The 19147-nt window shown below is 61.2% G+C and carries 18 protein-coding genes and 1 tRNA gene; 4 read left to right on the top strand and 15 right to left on the bottom strand.

Going from position 1 to position 19147, the window contains the following annotated elements; genetic code table 11:
* Window positions 1–122: 122 nt before the first annotated feature.
* The 3 genes from QU606_RS14585 to QU606_RS14575 all read right to left on the bottom strand — a co-directional run bounded on the left by QU606_RS14585 (window position 123) and on the right by QU606_RS14575 (window position 2742).
* On the bottom strand, window positions 123–1247 hold the full coding sequence (locus QU606_RS14585; protein WP_304998495.1) for an FAD-dependent oxidoreductase: 1125 nt from the start codon (window positions 1245–1247) through the stop codon (window positions 123–125).
* Between the two features lie 157 nt (window positions 1248–1404).
* Window positions 1405–1788, bottom strand: coding sequence for a Rieske 2Fe-2S domain-containing protein (locus QU606_RS14580; RefSeq protein WP_304998494.1), 384 nt, complete (start codon window positions 1786–1788; stop codon window positions 1405–1407).
* Window positions 1789–1803: 15 nt separating this feature from the next.
* Complete coding sequence (locus QU606_RS14575) at window positions 1804–2742, bottom strand: VOC family protein (protein WP_024074545.1); 939 nt, start codon at window positions 2740–2742, stop codon at window positions 1804–1806.
* 314 nt (window positions 2743–3056) lie between these two features.
* On the opposite strand from QU606_RS14575, the gene QU606_RS14570 reads away from it, so the two are divergent.
* Together QU606_RS14570 and QU606_RS14565 are read left to right on the top strand one after the other, a co-directional pair.
* Entirely contained in the window at window positions 3057–3968 is a 912-nt protein-coding gene (locus tag QU606_RS14570; RefSeq protein ID WP_024074544.1) for a LysR family transcriptional regulator, read from the top strand.
* A gap of 198 nt (window positions 3969–4166) precedes the next feature.
* Complete coding sequence (locus QU606_RS14565; RefSeq protein WP_168233135.1) at window positions 4167–5324, top strand: S9 family peptidase; 1158 nt, start codon at window positions 4167–4169, stop codon at window positions 5322–5324.
* A 169-nt stretch (window positions 5325–5493) separates the two neighbouring features.
* Here QU606_RS14565 and QU606_RS14560 read toward each other — a convergent pair.
* The 5 genes from QU606_RS14560 to QU606_RS14540 form a co-directional block, all read right to left on the bottom strand.
* Window positions 5494–5569, bottom strand: a tRNA-Gly gene (locus QU606_RS14560).
* Between the two features lie 63 nt (window positions 5570–5632).
* Window positions 5633–6193 carry a CDP-diacylglycerol--glycerol-3-phosphate 3-phosphatidyltransferase gene (gene pgsA / locus QU606_RS14555; protein ID WP_012723427.1) on the bottom strand — a complete coding sequence of 187 codons (561 nt, stop codon included), beginning with the start codon at window positions 6191–6193 and terminating at the stop codon, window positions 5633–5635.
* A gap of 32 nt (window positions 6194–6225) precedes the next feature.
* Entirely contained in the window at window positions 6226–8049 is a 1824-nt protein-coding gene (gene uvrC, locus QU606_RS14550) for an excinuclease ABC subunit UvrC (protein WP_024074542.1), read from the bottom strand.
* 1 nt (window position 8050) lies between these two features.
* A complete protein-coding gene (gene uvrY, locus QU606_RS14545) occupies window positions 8051–8692 on the bottom strand; it encodes a UvrY/SirA/GacA family response regulator transcription factor (protein ID WP_003190387.1) in 642 nt (213 codons plus the stop codon).
* A gap of 159 nt (window positions 8693–8851) precedes the next feature.
* Window positions 8852–9208 carry a helix-turn-helix domain-containing protein gene (locus QU606_RS14540; RefSeq protein WP_024074541.1) on the bottom strand — a complete coding sequence of 119 codons (357 nt, stop codon included), beginning with the start codon at window positions 9206–9208 and terminating at the stop codon, window positions 8852–8854.
* A gap of 83 nt (window positions 9209–9291) precedes the next feature.
* Between QU606_RS14540 and QU606_RS14535 the strand changes: the two genes are divergently transcribed.
* On the top strand, window positions 9292–9531 hold the full coding sequence (locus tag QU606_RS14535) for a DNA-binding protein (protein WP_024074540.1): 240 nt from the start codon (window positions 9292–9294) through the stop codon (window positions 9529–9531).
* Between the two features lie 35 nt (window positions 9532–9566).
* Here the strand turns inward: QU606_RS14535 and QU606_RS14530 are convergent, their stop codons facing one another.
* Window positions 9567–10007 (bottom strand): GNAT family N-acetyltransferase, encoded by a 441-nt coding sequence (locus QU606_RS14530; protein WP_193690419.1) that lies wholly within the window; start codon window positions 10005–10007, stop codon window positions 9567–9569.
* Window positions 10008–10026: 19 nt separating this feature from the next.
* On the bottom strand, window positions 10027–10773 hold the full coding sequence (locus tag QU606_RS14525; protein ID WP_193690418.1) for a carbon-nitrogen hydrolase family protein: 747 nt from the start codon (window positions 10771–10773) through the stop codon (window positions 10027–10029).
* Between the two features lie 621 nt (window positions 10774–11394).
* On the opposite strand from QU606_RS14525, the gene QU606_RS14520 reads away from it, so the two are divergent.
* The gene (locus tag QU606_RS14520) at window positions 11395–12486 is read left to right on the top strand and encodes a 3-deoxy-7-phosphoheptulonate synthase (RefSeq protein ID WP_102623951.1); all 1092 of its coding nucleotides are present in this window, start codon (window positions 11395–11397) and stop codon (window positions 12484–12486) included.
* Between the two features lie 51 nt (window positions 12487–12537).
* Here the strand turns inward: QU606_RS14520 and QU606_RS14515 are convergent, their stop codons facing one another.
* From QU606_RS14515 to QU606_RS14495, 5 genes are all read right to left on the bottom strand, one after another.
* A complete protein-coding gene (locus QU606_RS14515) occupies window positions 12538–13239 on the bottom strand; it encodes an NAD(P)H-dependent oxidoreductase (protein ID WP_168233132.1) in 702 nt (233 codons plus the stop codon).
* Between the two features lie 135 nt (window positions 13240–13374).
* The gene (locus QU606_RS14510; protein ID WP_168233131.1) at window positions 13375–14982 is read right to left on the bottom strand and encodes a 5-guanidino-2-oxopentanoate decarboxylase; all 1608 of its coding nucleotides are present in this window, start codon (window positions 14980–14982) and stop codon (window positions 13375–13377) included.
* The gene (locus QU606_RS14505) at window positions 14972–17080 is read right to left on the bottom strand and encodes an acetate--CoA ligase family protein (protein ID WP_304998492.1); all 2109 of its coding nucleotides are present in this window, start codon (window positions 17078–17080) and stop codon (window positions 14972–14974) included. The genes QU606_RS14510 and QU606_RS14505 overlap by 11 nt, the downstream gene beginning before the upstream one ends.
* 18 nt (window positions 17081–17098) lie before the next feature.
* Complete coding sequence (locus QU606_RS14500; RefSeq protein ID WP_069076231.1) at window positions 17099–18259, bottom strand: acyl-CoA dehydrogenase family protein; 1161 nt, start codon at window positions 18257–18259, stop codon at window positions 17099–17101.
* Between the two features lie 23 nt (window positions 18260–18282).
* Window positions 18283–19074, bottom strand: coding sequence for an enoyl-CoA hydratase/isomerase family protein (locus QU606_RS14495; protein ID WP_193690415.1), 792 nt, complete (start codon window positions 19072–19074; stop codon window positions 18283–18285).
* Window positions 19075–19147: the final 73 nt, after the last annotated feature.

The raw sequence follows: 19147 nt of genomic DNA, 5'->3' as shown, positions 1-19147 counted from the left end.
TAACCCTCTTTATTGTTTTTGTATGTCAGTTCTTCAGGTGAAACAGCGCCCACGGACGAACCGGGCCAAGCCTGCACAGGCATAAAGCATCCGTGGGAGCGCGAATTCGGTCTTGCCGGGCCTTAGATGGGCTCTGCCGTGACTTCGAGCATCCGCCTGACCAGGCCGATCCGGTCGAAGCCGCTGTCGTAGGTCATTTCCTTGTCACCGGCCAGCACCGAGCTTTCGCTGATGAATTTGCAGCGCTCGTATCGGCGCGCCATGAAGCGTTCGAGCTGCTGTTCGACGCTGCCGTCGGCGACCAGCTCTTCGCCGAGCACCACGGCATCTTCAATGGCCATGCCAGCGCCCTGGCCCAGGTGCGGCGTCGTGGCGTGCACCGCGTCGCCAATCAGCACGACACGGCCGCGGTACCAGGGCTCGCTGACGAACACCACCTCCAGCGGCTTGTAGACCACCTGGTCGCTGTCGAGGATCTGCTCGCGCAGTTCACCGATCAGCCCGGTGAAACCGTTCAGGCGCTGGCGCATCTGGGTCGCCAGCGTGGCGGCATCCATCCTCGGGTTGGCGGGTTCATGAGAGGTGACGAACAGGTACATCTGGTCGCGTCCCAGCGGCACCAGCCCGGCATTGCCGGCGGGGCCTTGGAAGGTCGCCAGGTGATCGATTCCAGCCGCGCGTGGGAAGTTGTAGCGCCACACCGACTGGCCGGTGAAACGCGGCCGGTACTGCTCACCGAACAGCAAACCGCGTATTCGCGAGTACAGGCCATCGGCGCCTACCACCAGGTCGTAACAATCGCGACTGCCATCGGTGAGCAGCACATCAACGCCCTCGTCCACCTGCTCCAGGCTTTGCACGCTCAGGCCCAGGCGAATCGAAGCACCCAGGGCAATCGTGGTTTCGCTGAGGACTTGATGCAGGGCCAGGCGCGAGATGCCGACGTTGGCCGGATACTCGGGGCCCGCCAGGCGTTGGCCGGGAATTCGCGCCAGCTGTTCACCGGCCGTGGTATTGATGGTCACATCCTCAAACGCGTAGGCAGCGTCCAGGTAACCGTCCAACACACCCAACTTGGCCATCTCACGCACAACGTTGCTCTGCTGGATGATGCCGACACCGTAGACTGTCCACTGCGTCTTGAGCTCGACCAGGTCGACTTCGATAGCCTGGCGACGCAACGCGATTGCGGCGCACAATCCACCGATACCACCACCGACGATAAGCACCTTTTTCACTGCGTTCATGCTTGTCTCACTCTTATTCTTGTTATTCACGCAAGCGTTCTGCCGGAGCGATCCGAAGCCTCACTACCGGCTGTTTCTGCACGCATTCGCTAGCGCGTTGTGCTCACTTTCTCGGCAAAGCAGGCGTTTGACTAATCGCATGTAGGGATACGATGTATCAGCAACCGCGATACGTTGACTCAGGTGCACACGCCTCCAATTGACCCGCTTCAAGCACCAGCCAATCGGCCTGCGCCTGCCATTTCAAAGCCGTCAGGTGCTCGCCCAGACACGGCCCGTAGACGCACAGGCCACTGTCCGGAAGGAAGCGGGCACCATGGGCGTAACAGACAATCTGGCTGCCATCGACGCTGAGAAAACGGTCCTTGCGGTACTCCAGGCGCACCTCCAGGTGCGGGCAACTGTTGCGATAAACCCGCACCTCGCCGCCATGGCGCAGCGCAAACACGCTGTCCTTTCCCGTGCCCAGGGGATCGAACCCACGGGACTGCCCTTCGAGCAGTTCATCCAGGCGACATAGCGCAATCACGTCGTGACTCATGGACGAAATCCGCACTCAGGCCTGCTTGGGCGGCGGGCCGCTGGGGAACCATTTTTCCCGGGACGTGAACAGGAACAACTGCGAGTTATCCGCCGACAACGGCGCCTGGCGCGCTTGCCAGGCGTCATCGTGCTTGTCCATGTCGGCGTCGTATTCGATGTGGCAGCCCAGCGGGCTGTTGAAGTACCAGAACCAGTTGGAGCCGAAGAGGTGACGGCCCGGCCCCCAGAAGCTGGTCCAGCCTTGCTGTTCGAAACGGCGCCCGGCCAGCAGCACTTCCGTGCCGCTGCCCATGTGAAAGGTGAAGTGCTCGCAACCCTTCATGTGCGGTGGCGTCTGGATCATGAACAGGCAATGGTGGTCATCGGAACCGGCTGGACGCATGAACGGGCCGGCGCCCACGAAGGTGTCGGTGGTCGTGAAGCCCAGGCGTTTGTAAAAGGCCTCGGCCTTGGCCGCATCCGGCACGAAATACACCACGTGGGAAAGGGTGCGTGGCAGGGCCTGCATGTCGGGGGTGATGCCCGGTTGGTTGACCGGACGCTGGGGAGCATGGCCCGGCGCATTGGTCAGGTCGGCTGGCGCGCTGTAGGGGCGCCGTACACTGATCTGGAAACCCAGGGCAAACCCCATATCGTCCACACTGTGCACCGAACCATCCGCGCCACGGGTCACCAGGCGATCGCGCCCCAACTCATCGGCGATGGCCTCAAGATCAGCGACGCTGGCCACGCCATAAATGGTTTCACGAATCGAGGGCGCTGGCCCGATGGCCGCCGGCAGACGGGCATCGTCAGCACGACGGATAATCACGGCCGTGCCGTCGAGGGCTTCAAAACGGCCGCCCTCGCTGTCGACATCGACAGGTTGCAGGCCATAGTCACGCAGGCAATGGGTACAGGCTTGAATGTCGTCGACGCCAAAAATCAAGGCATCAAGGCCAATGATGTTCATTGTTACCACTCCATTTGAATTATTCAGCACACGGGCCGGACAGCAATGCCTGGCAGTGCGCTGCTGATGCTGGTTGTGGAGTCGATAGAGCGTCACGGCCAACCGACTGTGGGCCGATACTGAAGTGGCAAAAACGTACTGACTAATCGCTTGTCGGGATGCGACCTATCGGCAAACGCAATACCTGGTCGCGCAGCACCCAATGACGGGGAAAAACCCAAAGACACAGGCCGACGCCCCTCGTCAGGGGGCTTGACGGCGCGATAGGAAGGTCGGAAGGTATTTACAAAATAAATACAAGAATCGAGACCGCCATGCGTTTTAACCACTTGGATCTCAACCTCCTGGTGGCGCTGGATGTGTTACTGGAAGAGCAGAACATCACACGCGCCGCCGAACGCCTGCACATGACCCAATCCGCCACCAGCGGCGTACTGGGCAGGCTGCGCCTCTACTTCGAAGACGAACTGCTGGCGCAGGTCGGGCGCAAGATGCAACCCACGCCCTACGCCCGCGAACTGGCGGCGCCCGTGCGCCAGGTACTGCTGACGATCCAGTCCTCGATCACCGCCAAACCGGTGTTTGACCCCGCCACCAGCAAGCGCCATTTTCGCCTGATCACGTCGGACTATCTGATCAGCGTTCTGTTTGCCCGGGTGATCCAGAAGATCTCCCTGGAAGCCCCGCACATTACCTTCGAACTGCTGGGCCCTGGCGACGCCTCCACCGAGCTGCTGATGCGTGGCGAGGCCGACATGATGATCGTGCCCGAGCGCTACCTGATCGAAGGTCACCCATCGCAACTGCTGTTCGAAGAAGAGCATGTTTGCGTGGTGTGGGACGGCAACACCCAAGTGGGCGACAGCATCACCCTCGATCAGTACATCGAGATGGGCCATGTCTCGGTGATTTTCGGCCGAAACCGGCAGTTGAGCGTCGAAGAATGGCTGATGAGCCAGTACGGTTTCACGCGTCGCATGGAAGTGGTGACCCACGACTTCAACACCTTGCCGCAGTTGATCGTCGGCACCCAACGCGTGGCCACCATGCTCCAGCGCATGGCCAGGCTTTATGCCGACTACCTGCCGCTGCGCATCGTGCAACCCCCGGTGAAGATCCCGGTGATGCGTGAGTTCATGCTATGGCACCGGACCATGGAGGGGGATCCGATGCACCGTTGGCTGCGGGCGAAGATCAGTCAAATCATCAACGAGTTGGAGCAGTAGTGGCTGCTTGAAGGGCGAGTAGAGACCCTCGGGTCGACGGCGCGCATACGTTCTATCTGCGTTCGCAATACCTCCCATCCTGACTCGCGATTAGCCAAACAATGGGCCTCCCCTTAGCCTGCTTCGAACCGCCAGGTCCGGCGATCACCGCTCAAGACCTGGCCGTCTGCCTTTGCTTGCACAAGGACAATTACCCTCATGTTTCGCTACTTCCCGACCAACTACGTATGGAATCTCTCCGTCGATCTGGCCATTGAAATGGGCGCCCGCATCGGCGAAATCGAAGAGATGTGTGCGCCACTGCAAGAAGCCGCCAAGCAGCCGGATGCCGCCGGCAGCAAGGCCTTCCGTGAAACCTGGGCGAACATGGCCGACAAGCTGTGCGGCCTGGCTGAAGAAGACGAAGCCAAAGGCCGAATGTTGTCAGCCGGCGAAAAATACAACCGCGCCGCCACCTATTACCTGAGCTGCGAGCGCCTGCAGGCCCATGGTGCTCCTGGCCGCACGCAGCTGTACCAACGCTTTCTGCACACCTTCCAACGCGGTATCGAGCTGGCGCGAGAAAACTGCGAGCGCGTTGAGATCCCTTACGAAGGCAAACACCTTTCCGGTCTGCTGGTTCGTGCCGAAGGCGTCAGCGGCCCGGCGCCGATTCTGGTGCAGGTCAATGGACTGGATTCCACCAAAGAAATGAAATACCGCGTCGGCCTGCCCACCTGGCTGGCCAAACGTGGCGTGTCGTCATTGATCATCGACCAACCCGGCACGGGCGAAGCACTGCGCCTGCATCACCTGACGGCGCGTTTCGACAGCGAGCATTGGGCCAGCCGCGTGGTGGACTGGCTGGAAACCCGCGACGATATCGACGCCAAACGTATTGGCCTGGAAGGCGTATCCCTCGGCGGCTACTACTGCCCACGCGCGGTCGCCTTCGAACCGCGCTTCGCTTGCGGCGTAGTGTGGGGGGCCAACCATGACTGGCGTGATGTGCAGAAGCGTCGCATGGAAAAGGAAGGCAGTTTCCCGGTGCCGCATTACTGGTCGCATGTGTCGTGGGTATGGGGCGCCAAGGATACGGACGAATTCATGACCATCGCAGAGAACGTCCATCTGGACGGCATCCTGGATCGCATCAAGGTGCCCTTCCTGGTCACCCACGGTGAAAAGGACTCGCAGATTCCGCTTAAGTGGGCACACCGAACCTATGAGCAACTGGTCAACAGTCCAAAGCGCGAGCTGAAAATCTTCACCGAACGCGAAGGGGGTGTGCAGCATTCAAGTTTTGATAACAGCATCAATGCCGGTCAGTACATTGCCGACTGGGTGGCTGAAGTGCTCGGTGGTCATACCGCATGATGGGGGTCAAAGGTACCAGGCTCTCGGCAAGTGTCGGCCTTGCCTGAAACTACAACTGCACGACTCGGCGATGTTATGCACAACGGGCCCGAGTCCTGTATTCAAATGTTCCAAGTGGGGCAAAGGCACAAAAAAAAAGCCACTCATATGAGTGGCTTTTTTTAAATTTTGGAGCGGGAAACGAGACTCGAACTCGCGACCCCGACCTTGGCAAGGTCGTGCTCTACCAACTGAGCTATTCCCGCGTCTTGGTGATGCGCATTCTATAGAATCCTCACCACCCGTCAACCCCTTGATTCAAAAAAGTTTTATTTCTTTTCAACGGTGGTACGCAGATGCGGCCAGGCAGCGCGTAAATACTGGAGCATGGACCACAACGTCAGGCCAGCGGCGATCAGGAGCAAGGCATAGCCCAGCAGCACCCAGAAGGTGAAATCCGACGGGTTGGCCAGCAGGATCACCAGTGCAAGCATCTGCGCGGCGGTTTTCCATTTGCCCATGTTCGAAACAGCCACATGGGCACGGGCACCAATTTCGGCCATCCATTCGCGCAGGGCCGAGACAACGATCTCGCGCCCGATGATTACGGCGGCCGGCAAGGTCAACCACAGGTTACCGTGCTCTTGCACCAGGAGGACCAAGGCCACGGCGACCATCAATTTGTCGGCCACCGGGTCGAGGAATGCGCCGAACGGCGTGCTCTGTTCCAGGCGGCGAGCCAGGTAGCCATCAAGCCAGTCGGTTGCGGCAGCAAAAGCAAATACCGAACTGGAGGCCATATAGCTCCACTCGTACGGCAAATAGAACAACAGAATGAAAATCGGAATAAGGAGAACGCGTAGAACGGTGATCAGATTAGGGATATTCATCGGCACAACTGGCTACGAGGTGAGAAGGCATTCTATTCGCTGTGCAGATTGGCATAAATCAACTCAGCGAGCTTTTTACTGATACCGGGAGCTTTGGCAATTTCGTCAATGCTGGCACGGGATAGCTCCTGCAAGCCACCAAAATGTTTAAGCAGATCGCGTCGGCGTGTCGGGCCAACCCCGGCAACCCCTTCCAGCGTTGAAGTTCGCCGGGTTTTACCGCGACGGGCGCGATGGCCGGTAATGGCGAAACGATGCGCCTCGTCGCGGATCTGTTGGATCAGGTGCAGCGCGGGGGAGTCGCCCTTCAAGGTGAACTCATGGGCGGCATCATTCAAGTACAACGTCTCGAAACCGGCCTTGCGCGTGGTCCCCTTGGCCACGCCGAGCAGGATCAGGTCAGGCACCGCCAGTTCGTTAAGCACGTCACGGGCCATGGACAACTGGCCCTTGCCGCCATCGACCAGCAGGATATCGGGCAGTTTGCCCTCCCCGTCCTTCAACTTGCTGAAGCGGCGCGTGAGGGCCTGGTGCATCGCGGCGTAGTCGTCGCCAGCGGTGACGCCTTCGATGTTATAGCGCCGATAATCGGACTTGATCGGCCCCTCCGGCCCGAATACCACGCACGAGGCCACCGTCGCCTCGCCGCTGGAGTGGCTGATGTCATAGCACTCCAGGCGCTGGGGTGGCTCGTCCAGGTTGAGGACTTCGGCCAGGGCCTCGAAGCGTGCGGCCACGTGCTGTCGATTGGCCAGACGTGCCCCCAGGGCCTGCTCGGCATTGGTCACGGCCAGTTGCTGCCAGCGGGCACGGGTGCCGCGCACGCGGTGGCTGATGTCCAGCTCGCGACCACGCAGTTCGTGGATCGCCTCGATCAATGTGGGGAAATCTTCATGCACCACGTTGACGATCAATTCGGACGGCAAGTCGCGCTCGGGGCTGCTGACGTAGTACTGGCCAAGGAAGGCGGCCATGACTTCGGCCACTTCCTCGTCGATACCGGTCTGCGGGAAGAAGTTCTTGCTGCCCAGCACCCGCCCGCCACGCACGCTGATCAGGTGCACACAGGCGCCGCCCGGGTTGACGAAAGCCGCGACCACGTCGACGTCGCCGGTGCCGCCCTCCATGCTTTGCTGGTCCTGCACACGGCGCAACAGGGAGATCTGGTCACGCAGCTCGGCAGCGCGCTCGAAATCCAGGGTGCTGGCTGCCTGCTCCATGGCACCGGACAGTTCATCGGTCAGGGCATTGCTGCGACCTTCGAGGAACATCACCGAGTGACGTACATCTTCGGCGTACTCCGCCGGCTCCACCAGGCCCACACAGGGCGCCTTGCAGCGTTTGATCTGGTATTGCAGGCACGGCCGCGTACGGTTCTTGTAGAAGCTGTCTTCGCACTGGCGCACGAAAAAGGTCTTCTGCAGCAGGCTAAGGCTTTCGCGGATGGCGCCGGCGCTGGGGTAAGGGCCGAAGTACTTGCCCTTCTGCTTCTTCGCGCCACGATGAATGCTCAAGCGTGGGAAGTTACCGTCGGATAAAAACACGTAGGGGTAGGATTTATCGTCGCGCAGCAGGATGTTGTAAGGCGGCCGCCACTCCTTGATCAGCGTCTGTTCCAGCAGCAGCGCTTCGGTTTCATTGGCCGTGATGGTCGTCTCGACCTGGGCGATGCGCGCCACCAGGGCGGCCGTCTTGGGCGCCAGGCCGCTCTTGCGAAAGTAGCTCGCCAGGCGGTTTTTCAGGTTCTTGGCTTTGCCGACATAGAGCAGGCGTGCCTCGCTGTCGAACATGCGGTACACGCCGGGGCGACCACTGCAGGTTGAGAGGAAGGCACTTGGATCAAACGGTGTGGTCATGTCAGGCGCTGGCGTCCACCATGCCGTGGCGGACCGCGAGCAGGGTCAATTCAACATCACTGCTGATGGCGAGCTTCTCGAAAATCCGATAGCGGTAGGTATTGACGGTCTTGGGCGACAAGCACAGCTTGTCGGAGATTGTCTGTACTTTCTGGCAACCGACAATCATCAAGGCGATCTGGATTTCCCGCTCCGACAGCGCATCGAATGGCGAGTCGCTGGTGGGCTGGAAAGATTTGATGGCCAACTGCTGGGCAATCTGTGGGCTGATATAACGCTGGCCTGCAAACACCAGGCGAATGGCTTGCACCATCTCTGCCAGGCCCGCACCCTTGGTCAGGTAACCCGCCGCCCCTGCCTGCAAGAGGCGGGTCGGAAACGGGTCTTCCTCACATACGGTCACCACTACAACCTTGATGTCCGGGTGACTGCGCAACAACTTGGTGGTGGCGCCAAGACCGCCAATCCCAGGCATCTTCACGTCCATCAACACCACATCGGGCTTCAATTCCCGAGCCTTGATCAGGGACTCCTCCCCCGATTCAGCCTGGCCGACTACTTGCAGGCCATCGATGTCAGCCAGCATTCGTGTAATGCCTGTACGAACGAGATCATGGTCATCGACTACTAGCACCCTAATCAAGCAGACACCTCGCGATATGGTCTTATAGGTTGCCGAGCACCTTAGCAAAAACCAAGGCACAGACCTAGTTGCAAGTGTCATATATATAGAGTTTAAACGCGCTGCGCCTGTTCCTCGGGTGAGGAACAGCGTTGTTTCCTGGGCAAAAGGTCAGGAACCCTAGGGCAGCGGCTTGAGTTTATCGTTCACTATCGATGAAAGCTCGGCCAAGGTTGAGGTCAAGCGCCGGATCGCATCCTGGTCCTCCTTGAACATTGCCCGGTAGTTGCCCAGGACTTTTTCTTCGAGATGACTCAGGTTATCCAGTTGCGTCGGAGTAGGAGTGCCCGTCAACACGTACAGGATGTCCACACCTCTCGCTGCCACGCGCGACAAGTAATCCGCTTTCGGTGCGCGCCCTCCGTTTTCATACTTGCCTTGGGCGTTGGCCTCTACGCCTCCTATCTCACCAAAAACTTTTTGCGACAGGCCAAGCCGCTCTCTTTCTTGCCTTAAACGCGAACCGATTCCACTCATTTGGATGTATGATCCTAAATTGGCACACCCCAAGAGGTGATACGTTCATCCCTTGGTTAAACAAATTTGAACGGTTTTGAACTATGCCCGGAATCCGCACCGCTGCACAAGCCAAGGCTTGGCTTGAACACCAAGGTAAATCAGTTCAAGCATTCGCCCGGGAACACGGCGTGGACCCGGCAACCACGTATCAAGTGCTCGCTGGGCGCAAAAAGGGACGGCGTGGAGAGGCCCACAAGGTGGCAGTGCTGTTGGGCATGAAAGAAGGGATTATCCTGGATGAACCTGAAGTCCAGCACAGCGATAGAGAAGTAGTTTCCTGAAGCCAGTATGCGCTAATTCAAGTGCAGTGCCTGTTTTAGTCGAGAGTCTGACAAAGACGCTCCATTTGCCAGAAGCACTCTTCATCCCGGACGACATTCAATCCGTGCCGGAGATAAAGCAACCTGGCAGGATTGGTCTTGAACACCGTCAGACGCAGCAGCCTCAAACCCAACGCGCGAGTCTTGAGGACCATCTGCTCCAACACCCAACTGCCCGCGCCTTGCCCGCGAAACGCCTCGACCAGGTGTAACTCGCGGATGAACAGCGCCTCATCGTCCCGGCTCAGGCTGATAAAACCTATCACGGCATCGTCGCGACAGATCAACCAGCTTTCTCGTCCCGCCCAGGCTGTATCGAAGCCTTCATTGGACCAGATGAAACCGAATTGCTCGTAGTAACGATTCATCGCTTCACGGGTGAGCGTACGTGCAAACAGCCGGTCCTGATCCGTCGCCGCGCGTAAGTGGAATGTCATACTGTCACGCCCTCCCTTTTCAGATCGCCACCTGCCGTCCGGTCCAGCGCCCAGCCTCGCGACGCGCAATGACCAGTGCTTCGCCAGTGCCGGACGCCGCAGCAACCAGGCCATCGGCAGCCCAGATGGCACTTTGCCCGGCAGAGGTCCAGCCGCCCGTTGGGCCCCCATGGTTGGCCATCACTACCAGCATACGGTGCTCAGCCGCGTACCCCTGCAACAGAGTGGTATCGGCAGCATAGCCAGCCTCGCTGATCAACACGCCGGCGGCATACACGTTTGCTCCCGATTGCGCGGCATTGCGCGGATGACTTGAGTGGGAGAAATCTGCACACACCGCCAGCGCAATCCGATCGTCTCCCCACGCCAACGCTGCACCGCCCTGTCCCGCAATGAATGCCACCTCTTCGCCGGGATGCAGATGCTGCTTGGTGTAGACCCCCAAGGAGCCATCCGCCCCCAGCACCAGGGCACCGATCAACACGCCCGTGCCTGGAGCCAATCGGATCGGCATGCCCACCACCGCCGTCAACCGCAGCTCTCGCGCCATTTCCCGCAGGGGCGCCAGCCGTGCGTCTTCAGGCGCTATGGCCAATTCATCCGCCAGGGACGGTTCATACCCGGTCAATGACAGCTCTGGGAACACCAGCAATTGCACGCCATGGCCGGCTGCCGCCCGCATGAACGCCAGGTGCCGCTGAAGATTGGCCGGCACATCGCCCGCGATGGAAGTTGTTTGGGCTGCTGCAAGGGTCAAGGCAGTCATGGTCGCGTCCCCGCAATCATTATCGAAGTGCGACCAGCATATCGGCACTCCCCCCATAGTCGTAAGTACCTCCACGTAATAGAAATTACTGATTGAATCCAACCGCAAGCCTCTAGTAAGCTCCCCCCATCATTTGGAGACATACCATGTTGCAACTCACCCAAACCCAGGTTTGCCCTGCTTCCAGCGCCCCGCGCTCGGTCGTGGCTACCCGCGTTAACGGTTTGAGCGCACTGGTCAGCTTTTATTTTGGGTATTGGTTTAGCCACTGGCGCGCCTGATACCTGAAATCGGCGCCCACTATTCAAGGGGTCGCCTACCAGAGAAATCTAACCCCCGGTCGGCTCCCCGACCGGGGGTTTTGTTTTTTCAGGCCGCCACTTTTTTTGATTGATCAAGAACACTTAAAGGAATCACGTCATGAACTACGCCACTTATTACCGCTACGACACTTCCACTGCATGGCGATTTAGCAAGCTCCGCTCGGGACAGCCTGCCGCCTCCGATCGGTCACCTATTGGTGGCAAGCCAACTCACGTAGCCAATACGGCCAATTGTCGAACACCCCAGTAGGGCCAAGCGTGCGGGAACAGCCCGCCGCTTGCCCAGGAAGCCTTGAATATGAACTCCTCCGTCGCCGCTCTGCCCCTCTCTGCCCTGAACAGCGCCTTGACCAGCGCCAATGAAGCCCTGACCCAGCGCTTGCCCAGCGCGCTTGAGCTCAAGCACCAGTTGCCCCTCAGCCCGTTCCTCGACCAGCAGATCCACGCCCATCGCCAAGCCGTGCGTGCCATCCTCGATGGCGACGACTCTCGCTTGCTGGTGATTGTCGGCCCCTGCTCGATCCACGACCCGAAATCGGCCATGGAATACGCGCGCAACCTGAAGAGGCTGGCCCTGGATGTCAGCGACCAGATGCTGCTGGTGATCCGCGCCTACGTCGAAAAACCGCGCACCACTATCGGCTGGAAAGGCCTGGCCTACGATCCCCACCTGGATGGCAGCGACGACATGGCCGCTGGCCTGACCCTGTCCCGCGAGCTGATGCGCGAAATGCTGCGCCTGGGCCTGCCGGTTGCCACCGAGCTGCTGCAACCCATGGCCGCCGGCTACTTCGACGACCTGCTCAGTTGGGTCGCCATTGGCGCGCGCACCACCGAATCGCAGATCCACCGCGAAATGGCCAGCGGCCTGGGCCTGCCCGTGGGCTTCAAGAACGGTACCGACGGCGGCGTCGCGATTGCCTGTGACGCGATGCGCTCGGCCTCCCACCCGCATCGACACTTCGGCGTCGACAGCCAGGGCCACCCGGCGATCATCCAGACCTCGGGCAACCCCGACACCCATCTGGTGCTGCGCGGCGGTCACCGTGGGCCGAATTACGACGCGCAGAGTGTGGCCCAGGTGAAACTCGACCTGGCCAAGGCCAAGGTGGCCGCGCGGATCATGGTCGATTGCAGCCATGCCAACAGCGGCAAAGACCCGCTGCGTCAGCCGGCGGTGTTCAATGATGTGCTGGAGCAACGCCTGCAAGGGGACACCGCGCTGATCGGCATGATGCTGGAAAGTCATCTGTTCGAAGGCTGCCAGCCGTTGAGCACATCGATGAACTATGGCGTGTCGGTGACCGATGGTTGCCTGGGGTGGGATAGCACCGAGCAGTTGCTGCGCAATGCGGCAGAGCGTTTGCGGGAACACCGCGCAGCCCACTGACGGGCATCTGGGAGGGGACAGGCCCCCTCCCCCATTGAAGGGATGTTCGGTTCAGGACAGGGGGTGCAGCGCTTCGTCGAACTGCTCAAGTTTCGGGAACACCAGGGGCTGCTCATCCGCCAGCCCTTGCAGCCGCTGCTCGTACCCCATCAGAAAATCCTGCCGCGCTTCGGTGCTGATATACGGCACATGCCATGCCACAAACGGCGCCAGCACCTCAAACCCCACATACGCCAGCGTCCCGCGCAGAATCGGGCGCAACATCTCCTCCAACGGACCATGGATCGCCCCCTCGCCGAACATATGCTCGCGCCCACCCAAGGTTACCGTGACCAGTGCCCGCTTGCCCGCCAGCCCACCCTGATCGTAAAAGCGCTTACCGCCGTAACACACCCCCGACACCAACACCCGGTCGATCCACCCCTTGAGCATCGCCGGTGCCGAGAACCAGAAGATCGGAAAATTAAGGATCAACAGATCGGCCCACAGCAACTTATCCAGCTCGCCCTGGATATCCGCCGCTATCGACTGCTTTTTCACCCCCAGGCGCTGCTCCAGGGCGTACACCAGGTAGTCGGGATTCTCTCGGGTGGAAAAATCCGACGCCGATGCCACCGGGTTCCAGTTCATGGCATACAAATCGCTGACCTGCACCGCATGCCCCAGTCCTTGCAGCGTGGCGATGGCCTGGTCGCGCAACGCGGCGGTAAACGACTGCGGCTCCGGATGGGCATGCACAATCAAAACTTTCATGTCAGTTCCTCAAGCAGTGTGCGCCGCCCGTTGGGCCAGTCAAACCGCTCGGCCACGACGCTGGGTCTGAGGATGTCCCGTAGGTGCATGGCTTGAGTCATGTGGTGTTCGCCCATGGTCTTGCTCCTCTGAAGGTCAACAGGCACAGGCATGTTTCAGCTCGATCAAGGTCACGCCATTGCGCTTGAAGCCATTGCGCAAGTCCGTTTGCAGTTCATCCAGGTTCTGTGGCTGGTTCACCGTGCAGCCGAATGCCTGGCCGAGCAGCGCGAAATTCGGATTGCGCGGCAGCACGCCGATAGGTTCGATCTCGAGGCTCAGCATGTCGTCGCGGATCTGGCCAAGGGCGTCGTTGTTCCACAGCAGTACCACCAGCGGGCTGTCCAGTTCCTCGACGGCGGTCGCCAGTTCCTGGGCGGTGTAGAGAAAACCGCCGTCGCCCACCAGCACCAACCCCGGGCGTTGCGGCGCGGCGAACTTGGCACCGATGCCCGCCGGCAGGCCATAGCCCAGCGTGCCGTAGCCAGTGGGGTGCAGCCAGCTGCGCGGCGCGCGGCTTTGGAAGGCATAGTTGCCGGTATAGGCCAGTTGGGTCATGTCGCTGCTGATGAAGGCGTTGACGGGCAACTCGGCGTGGATACGCTCGAAAATGGCCTGGTGGATCGACTGCAATGGACCGTGCCCCCGTGCTATTGCCTGCCGCAACGTCGCGACGTGTGATGCCGCCGCGTCAGCGTCGCGCGGTGCAGACGGCAGGCGTTCCAGCAAGGCCCGTAAGGTCTGCTCGGCGTCGCCGTTAAGCGCCACCGCACAGGGGTAGACATCATTGAATTTGCGCGGGTCGATATCCACCCGCAGCAGCTCGCCCTTGAGCGGCAAACGCTCGCACCAATAATCGGTGTCGGCCATCTCGGTGCCGACTGCCAGCACCACATCCGCCTCGCTGATCAGTTGCCAGCCCGGCGCCACGCAAAGGGTCGCACCGGCATTCAACGGGTCATCGATCGGCAACAGGCCTTTACCCGCGACACTGGTGAAAAACGGTGCCGCCAGCACTGTGCTCAAGCGCCGCAACACCGCACCGGCCGCCAGCGCGCCACCGCCGGCAATGATCATCGGGCGCCTGGCCGCAGAGAGTTTCGCCGCCGCCTGATCCAGGCAGTGCGCCGCAGGCAGGCCGCGCCCGGGACGCCGCACCACCTCATGGCTCCAGTCCCTTTGAATGGGCGCCGCCAACACATCCAGTGGTACCGAGATATGCACCGGCCGTGGCCGCTCACTGTCGAACACCGCATAGGCACGGGCGATCAATTCGGGCAAGTCCTCGGCATTCAAGGCCACCGCTGAAAACGCAGTGATCGGCGCAGTGATCGCCCGCTGGTCCTGGGTCTCATGCAAGCTGCCCCAGCCCTTGCCCAGGCTGGCGGTGTGGTTGACGCTGGAAATCACCAGCATCGGGATCGAGTCCGCGTAAGCCTGGCCGATGGCCGTTGCCGCATTGGTCACGCCGGGCCCGGTGATCACAAAGCACACCCCCGGCTTGCCGCTGACCCGCGCATAACCGTCGGCCATAAAGCCTGCGCCCTGTTCATGGCGAGCCAACACGTGGCGAATGCCGCTGCCAGGCAACCCGCGATACAGCTCCAGGGTATGCACGCCGGGAATGCCGAACACCGTGTCGACCGCATAGTGGGCCAGCAATCGCACCAGGGCTTGGCCGCCGGTCATCGTTTTATCGTGCATGCTCATCTCCTAAACGAATCAACGCATCGACCGCCGTGGCGCCCTGGGCATTGACCAGTAATGGGTTTACATCCAGTTCCAGCAATTGCCCGGCGTTGGCGCATGCGTAGTCGGCCACTGCACGGATGGCGGCGACCAACGCGTCCATATCCGCCACCTCGCGCCCGCGAAAGCCTTGCAGCAAGACAGCGCTGCGCAAGCTGAGCACAGCACGGCGGATCGCATCATCCGTGGTGGGCAGCAGCAGGCAGCGGCTGTCTTTGAGCAATTCCACCAGGACGCCCCCGGCGCCAATCACCAGGGCCAGGCCGAAGTCATTCTCGCGCTTGATGCCGACGATCAACTCGGCCAACGGCGGCGGCGCCATGGATTCCAGCAACAATTGATCGAAGACCACACCCGGTGCGTACGCGGCAATGTGCGTGCGCATCTGCTCAAGCGCAGTCGCCAGGGCCTCGCCGTTTTGCAGGTTCAGCGCCACGGCCCCGGCTTCGGTTTTATGCGGTAACTGAGCGCTGACCGCTTTGAGCACCAGCGGGTAGCCCAACAGGCTCGCATCGGCCAGTGCCCGCCCCGGTGTACTCAACACCGCGGCCGGGGTGTTCAAGCCGAAAACCCGCAAGGCTTGCTTGGACGCCCACTCATCCAGCGCCAGGCCCTGGCCTTGCAAAGGGAGGGGGCACAGCGGAGCGAGGCGGGATTCGCCCCGCGCCAGCAAGATGCGTCGCTGATGTTGATACCCAGCGATCCGTCCCCAGGCTGCGAGTGCGTCCTCCACACCTTGCAACGCAGCAATGCCTTGGGCATGCAAACGCTCACGGGCATGGGGCGGCAGCAATTCGGGAAAAGCCGAAGTGACGAAACCGGTCTTGCCGTGCCGACTGAGCGCATTGCAGAACAGCTCGAGCAACAGGTCGCATTCCTGGCGCTCACCGGTGAATTCAGCCGGGTAGTCCAGTACCAGCATCGCAGCATCGGCGTCGGTACGCAGGACCGTGTCGAGCATGCGGTTGAGTGCCGTGCTGTCGCCCCAGATGGCAGTGGTGAAGTCCAATGGGTTGACCAGGTTGGCGTAGCTGGGCAACACCTGCGCCAGTTCACCGCGCTGGTTTTCATCCAGTTTGGGCAAGGCCAGGCGGTTGCGCTCGGCATAGTCTGCGATCAGCCCGGCATCGCCCCCGGAACAGGCCAGCGCAATCAGGCGATGGCCGCCCGGTAGATTGCCGCACGCTGCCGCCTTCAACGTCTCGACAAAACTCACCGGGCCACTGACCCGGATCACGCCCAGCCGCGCAAACAGGCTGTCGTACAACACATCGGAGCCGGACAACGAACTGGTATGACTCAACGCCAGCTCGGCACCGATCTGCGACACGCCGGTTTTCAACGCGATAATCGGAATACCCTTCTCCAGCGCCTTATGCGCGGCGCGGGCAAACCCCGGCACATTCTTCAAACCTTCCAGGTGCAGGCCGATGGCAGTAACGCGTGGTTCATCGAGCAACACATCCATCAGTTCGGCAACGCCCAGCTGCGCCTGGTTACCCACCGAAGCCATATAGGCCACCGGTAACGAGCGATCGCTCATCGACAGGTTATAGGCGAAGTTGCCGCTCTGGGTCAGCACCGCCACGCCCTTCTCGACGGCCTTGCCGCCATGGGCCACCGGCCACAGCGCCGAGCGGTGCAGGTAGTCGAGCAGGCCGTAGCAGTTGGGGCCCAGCAAGGCCATCTGCCCCGCCGCCGCCAGCAACTGTTGCTGTAACACCGCGCCACTGGCACCGGTTTCGGCAAAGCCAGAGGCATAGCAGATGGCGCCGCCCGTGCCGATAGCCGCCAGCTCGGCGACACAGGTCAACGTCAGCTCACGGTGGGTGGCGATAAATACCGCGTCCGGGCCGCACGGCAGGTCGGCGACGCGGCGCACACAGGGAATACCCTCGAGGTGGTCATGCTGCGGATTGACCAGCCACATCGGCCCGGTAAAGCCACCCTCGGCACAACGCTTGAGGGCACGGGCCATGCTGCGCCCGCCGACGAACGCCAGGTGCCGGGGCGCCAGCAGGCGCTTGAGATTGTCGCGAATAGCCTGGGACATGAGCGTTCTCCGCGCCGATCAACGCAACAGGGGCCGCAACAGTTCGCGGGCGATGATATGGCGCTGGATTTCCGAAGTGCCTTCCCAGATCCGTTCGATCCGCGCGTTGCGCCAGATACGCTCCACCGGGCCTTCATCCATCAGGCCCATGCCACCGAAAATCTGCACAGCTTCGTCAGCGACCTTACCCAGGGTTTCGCTGGCAAACAGCTTGGCCATGCCGGCCTCGCCGTCGGTCATGCTGCCCTGATCCATCTTCCAGGCGGTGTGCAGGGTCAGCAATTCGGCGGCGCGAATCTGTGTGGCCATGTCGGCCAACTTGAAACTCACCCCCTGATAGGTGCCGATGGGCTGGCCAAACTGTTTGCGGTCCGCCGCCCATTGCAGGGATACATCCAGCGCGCGCTGGGCCTGGCCGACGCAATTGGCGGCGACCATTACGCGGCCGGCGGTGAGCCAGGCGTTGGCCACGTCCCAGCCTTTGCCCACGTCGCCAAGCACCTTGGAGGCCGGGACCCGGCAGTCGTCGAAGAACATTTCATAGGTGTGGTAACCACGGTTGCTCACGCACTTGGGGCCCCGGCGAATGGTCATGCCTGGGGTACCCCGGTCCACCAGGAACGAAGTCACCGCATTGCGCTGGCGACCGTTGTGTTCATAAGTGTCGGTGACGGCAAACACAATGGCGAAGTCGGCATGGCCGGCATGGCTGATGAAGTGCTTGCTGCCATTGATCACGAAGTCATCGCCACTGCGCACGGCGCGGGTCTTGATGGCGTTGGCATCCGAGCCGGCACCCGGTTCGGTCAGGGCAAAGCAGTCGATTTTCTTGCCTTGCACGCATGGCAACAGGTAGTCGCCAATCTGCGCGCCGGTGCAAGCCATCAGGATCTTGGACGGGCGCGCGACAAACACATGCAGCGCCCACGAGACCTTGGACAACTCCCGCTCGATCAACGCCTGGGACAGGTAATCCAGGCCACCGCCCCCCACCTCTTCCGGCATGTTGAACGCGTAGAAACCCGCGGCGATGGCGGTGTCGCGAATCTGCGCGGCGAGTTCCGGGGGAACCGCGTCGGCACGGTCTACCGCCTCCTCGTGAGGCAATAACTCCCTGGCAACAAAACTGCGTACCGCGTCCACCAACATGTCTTGTTCTTGGCTGAGTTGGAAATTCATGGCGCTACCTGTTCGGGGTCTTGTTATTGGCCGCAGAAATTCGCCGGGCGTTTTTCCAGGGAGGCGCGCAAGGCTTCGGCACCATCGACACTGCGCCCACACAACAGGCCTGCCGCGCGTTCTGCCTGGAGTTGCTCGGGCAGGCTGCGGTGGGCGCCCTCACGGATCAACGTCTTGGTCAGGGCGAAGGCGAGGGTCGGGCCGTTGGCCAGACGCGTCGCCAGATCGAGGGTGCGGGCGTGCAGTTGATCGTCAGCGACCACTTCGCCCACCAGCCCTGCCGCCAGGGCGCGCTCGGCGCTCCACAGCTCGTCGAGGAACAGCAGCCGCTTGGCTTGTTCGTTGCCAATCAGGCGCGGCAAGTGCCAGCTGGCACCGGCGTCCGGGGAGTAGGCCATGCTGGTGTAGCCGGCCTTGAAGCGCGCCGCTTGGCCGGCGATGCGCAGGTCGCAACACAGGGTCAGGTCCATGCCGGCGCCGACGGCGGTGCCGTTGATCGCGGCAATCGTAGGTTTGTCGAGGGTGTACAGGCGGGTCATCAGGGCGTGGGCGGTTTCGGTCCAACCGTAGGTTTCCAGGGCGCCACGAGCATCTGCCTCGGCCCATTCGGCGAGGTCGGCGCCGGCGCAGAAGCTGCGACCGCTGCCGGTCAATACCACCGCGCGCACAGCCGGGTCGCGGTTGAAGCCGTCGAGCAAGGCCTGCAGGTATTTGAGCGTGGGGATATCCAATGCATTGCGCTGGGGACCCCGATTAAGGGTGATCCAGGCAATGCCGGCTTGCACTTGGGTGAGCACGGGCGCATCGGCAGTCATGGCTTCCTCGAATTATTTTAATTGGCTTGAGGGGTGCGACATGGGGCGATACTAAACGAGTGTTCAGCAAGGT

This window comes from Pseudomonas sp. OVF7 (assembly GCF_030644265.1).
Classification (GTDB): Bacteria; Pseudomonadota; Gammaproteobacteria; order Pseudomonadales; family Pseudomonadaceae; genus Aquipseudomonas; species Aquipseudomonas gorinensis.
The sequence above is the reverse complement of the archived record's forward strand: the minus strand, read 5'-3'. Positions and strand labels throughout refer to the sequence as shown.

Coding starts and splice junctions, on each gene's coding strand:
- QU606_RS14585 (WP_304998495.1), bottom strand. CDS start 1,247: ATGAACGCAGTGAAAAAGGTGCTTATCGTCGGTGGTGGTATCGGTGGA.
- QU606_RS14580 (WP_304998494.1), bottom strand. CDS start 1,788: ATGAGTCACGACGTGATTGCGCTATGTCGCCTGGATGAACTGCTCGAA.
- QU606_RS14575 (WP_024074545.1), bottom strand. CDS start 2,742: ATGAACATCATTGGCCTTGATGCCTTGATTTTTGGCGTCGACGACATT.
- QU606_RS14570 (WP_024074544.1), top strand. CDS start 3,057: ATGCGTTTTAACCACTTGGATCTCAACCTCCTGGTGGCGCTGGATGTG.
- QU606_RS14565 (WP_168233135.1), top strand. CDS start 4,167: ATGTTTCGCTACTTCCCGACCAACTACGTATGGAATCTCTCCGTCGAT.
- pgsA (WP_012723427.1), bottom strand. CDS start 6,193: ATGAATATCCCTAATCTGATCACCGTTCTACGCGTTCTCCTTATTCCG.
- uvrC (WP_024074542.1), bottom strand. CDS start 8,049: ATGACCACACCGTTTGATCCAAGTGCCTTCCTCTCAACCTGCAGTGGT.
- QU606_RS14540 (WP_024074541.1), bottom strand. CDS start 9,208: ATGAGTGGAATCGGTTCGCGTTTAAGGCAAGAAAGAGAGCGGCTTGGC.
- QU606_RS14535 (WP_024074540.1), top strand. CDS start 9,292: ATGCCCGGAATCCGCACCGCTGCACAAGCCAAGGCTTGGCTTGAACAC.
- QU606_RS14530 (WP_193690419.1), bottom strand. CDS start 10,007: ATGACATTCCACTTACGCGCGGCGACGGATCAGGACCGGCTGTTTGCA.
- QU606_RS14525 (WP_193690418.1), bottom strand. CDS start 10,773: ATGACTGCCTTGACCCTTGCAGCAGCCCAAACAACTTCCATCGCGGGC.
- QU606_RS14520 (WP_102623951.1), top strand. CDS start 11,395: ATGAACTCCTCCGTCGCCGCTCTGCCCCTCTCTGCCCTGAACAGCGCC.
- QU606_RS14515 (WP_168233132.1), bottom strand. CDS start 13,239: ATGAAAGTTTTGATTGTGCATGCCCATCCGGAGCCGCAGTCGTTTACC.
- QU606_RS14510 (WP_168233131.1), bottom strand. CDS start 14,982: ATGCACGATAAAACGATGACCGGCGGCCAAGCCCTGGTGCGATTGCTG.
- QU606_RS14505 (WP_304998492.1), bottom strand. CDS start 17,080: ATGTCCCAGGCTATTCGCGACAATCTCAAGCGCCTGCTGGCGCCCCGG.
- QU606_RS14500 (WP_069076231.1), bottom strand. CDS start 18,259: ATGAATTTCCAACTCAGCCAAGAACAAGACATGTTGGTGGACGCGGTA.
- QU606_RS14495 (WP_193690415.1), bottom strand. CDS start 19,074: ATGACTGCCGATGCGCCCGTGCTCACCCAAGTGCAAGCCGGCATTGCC.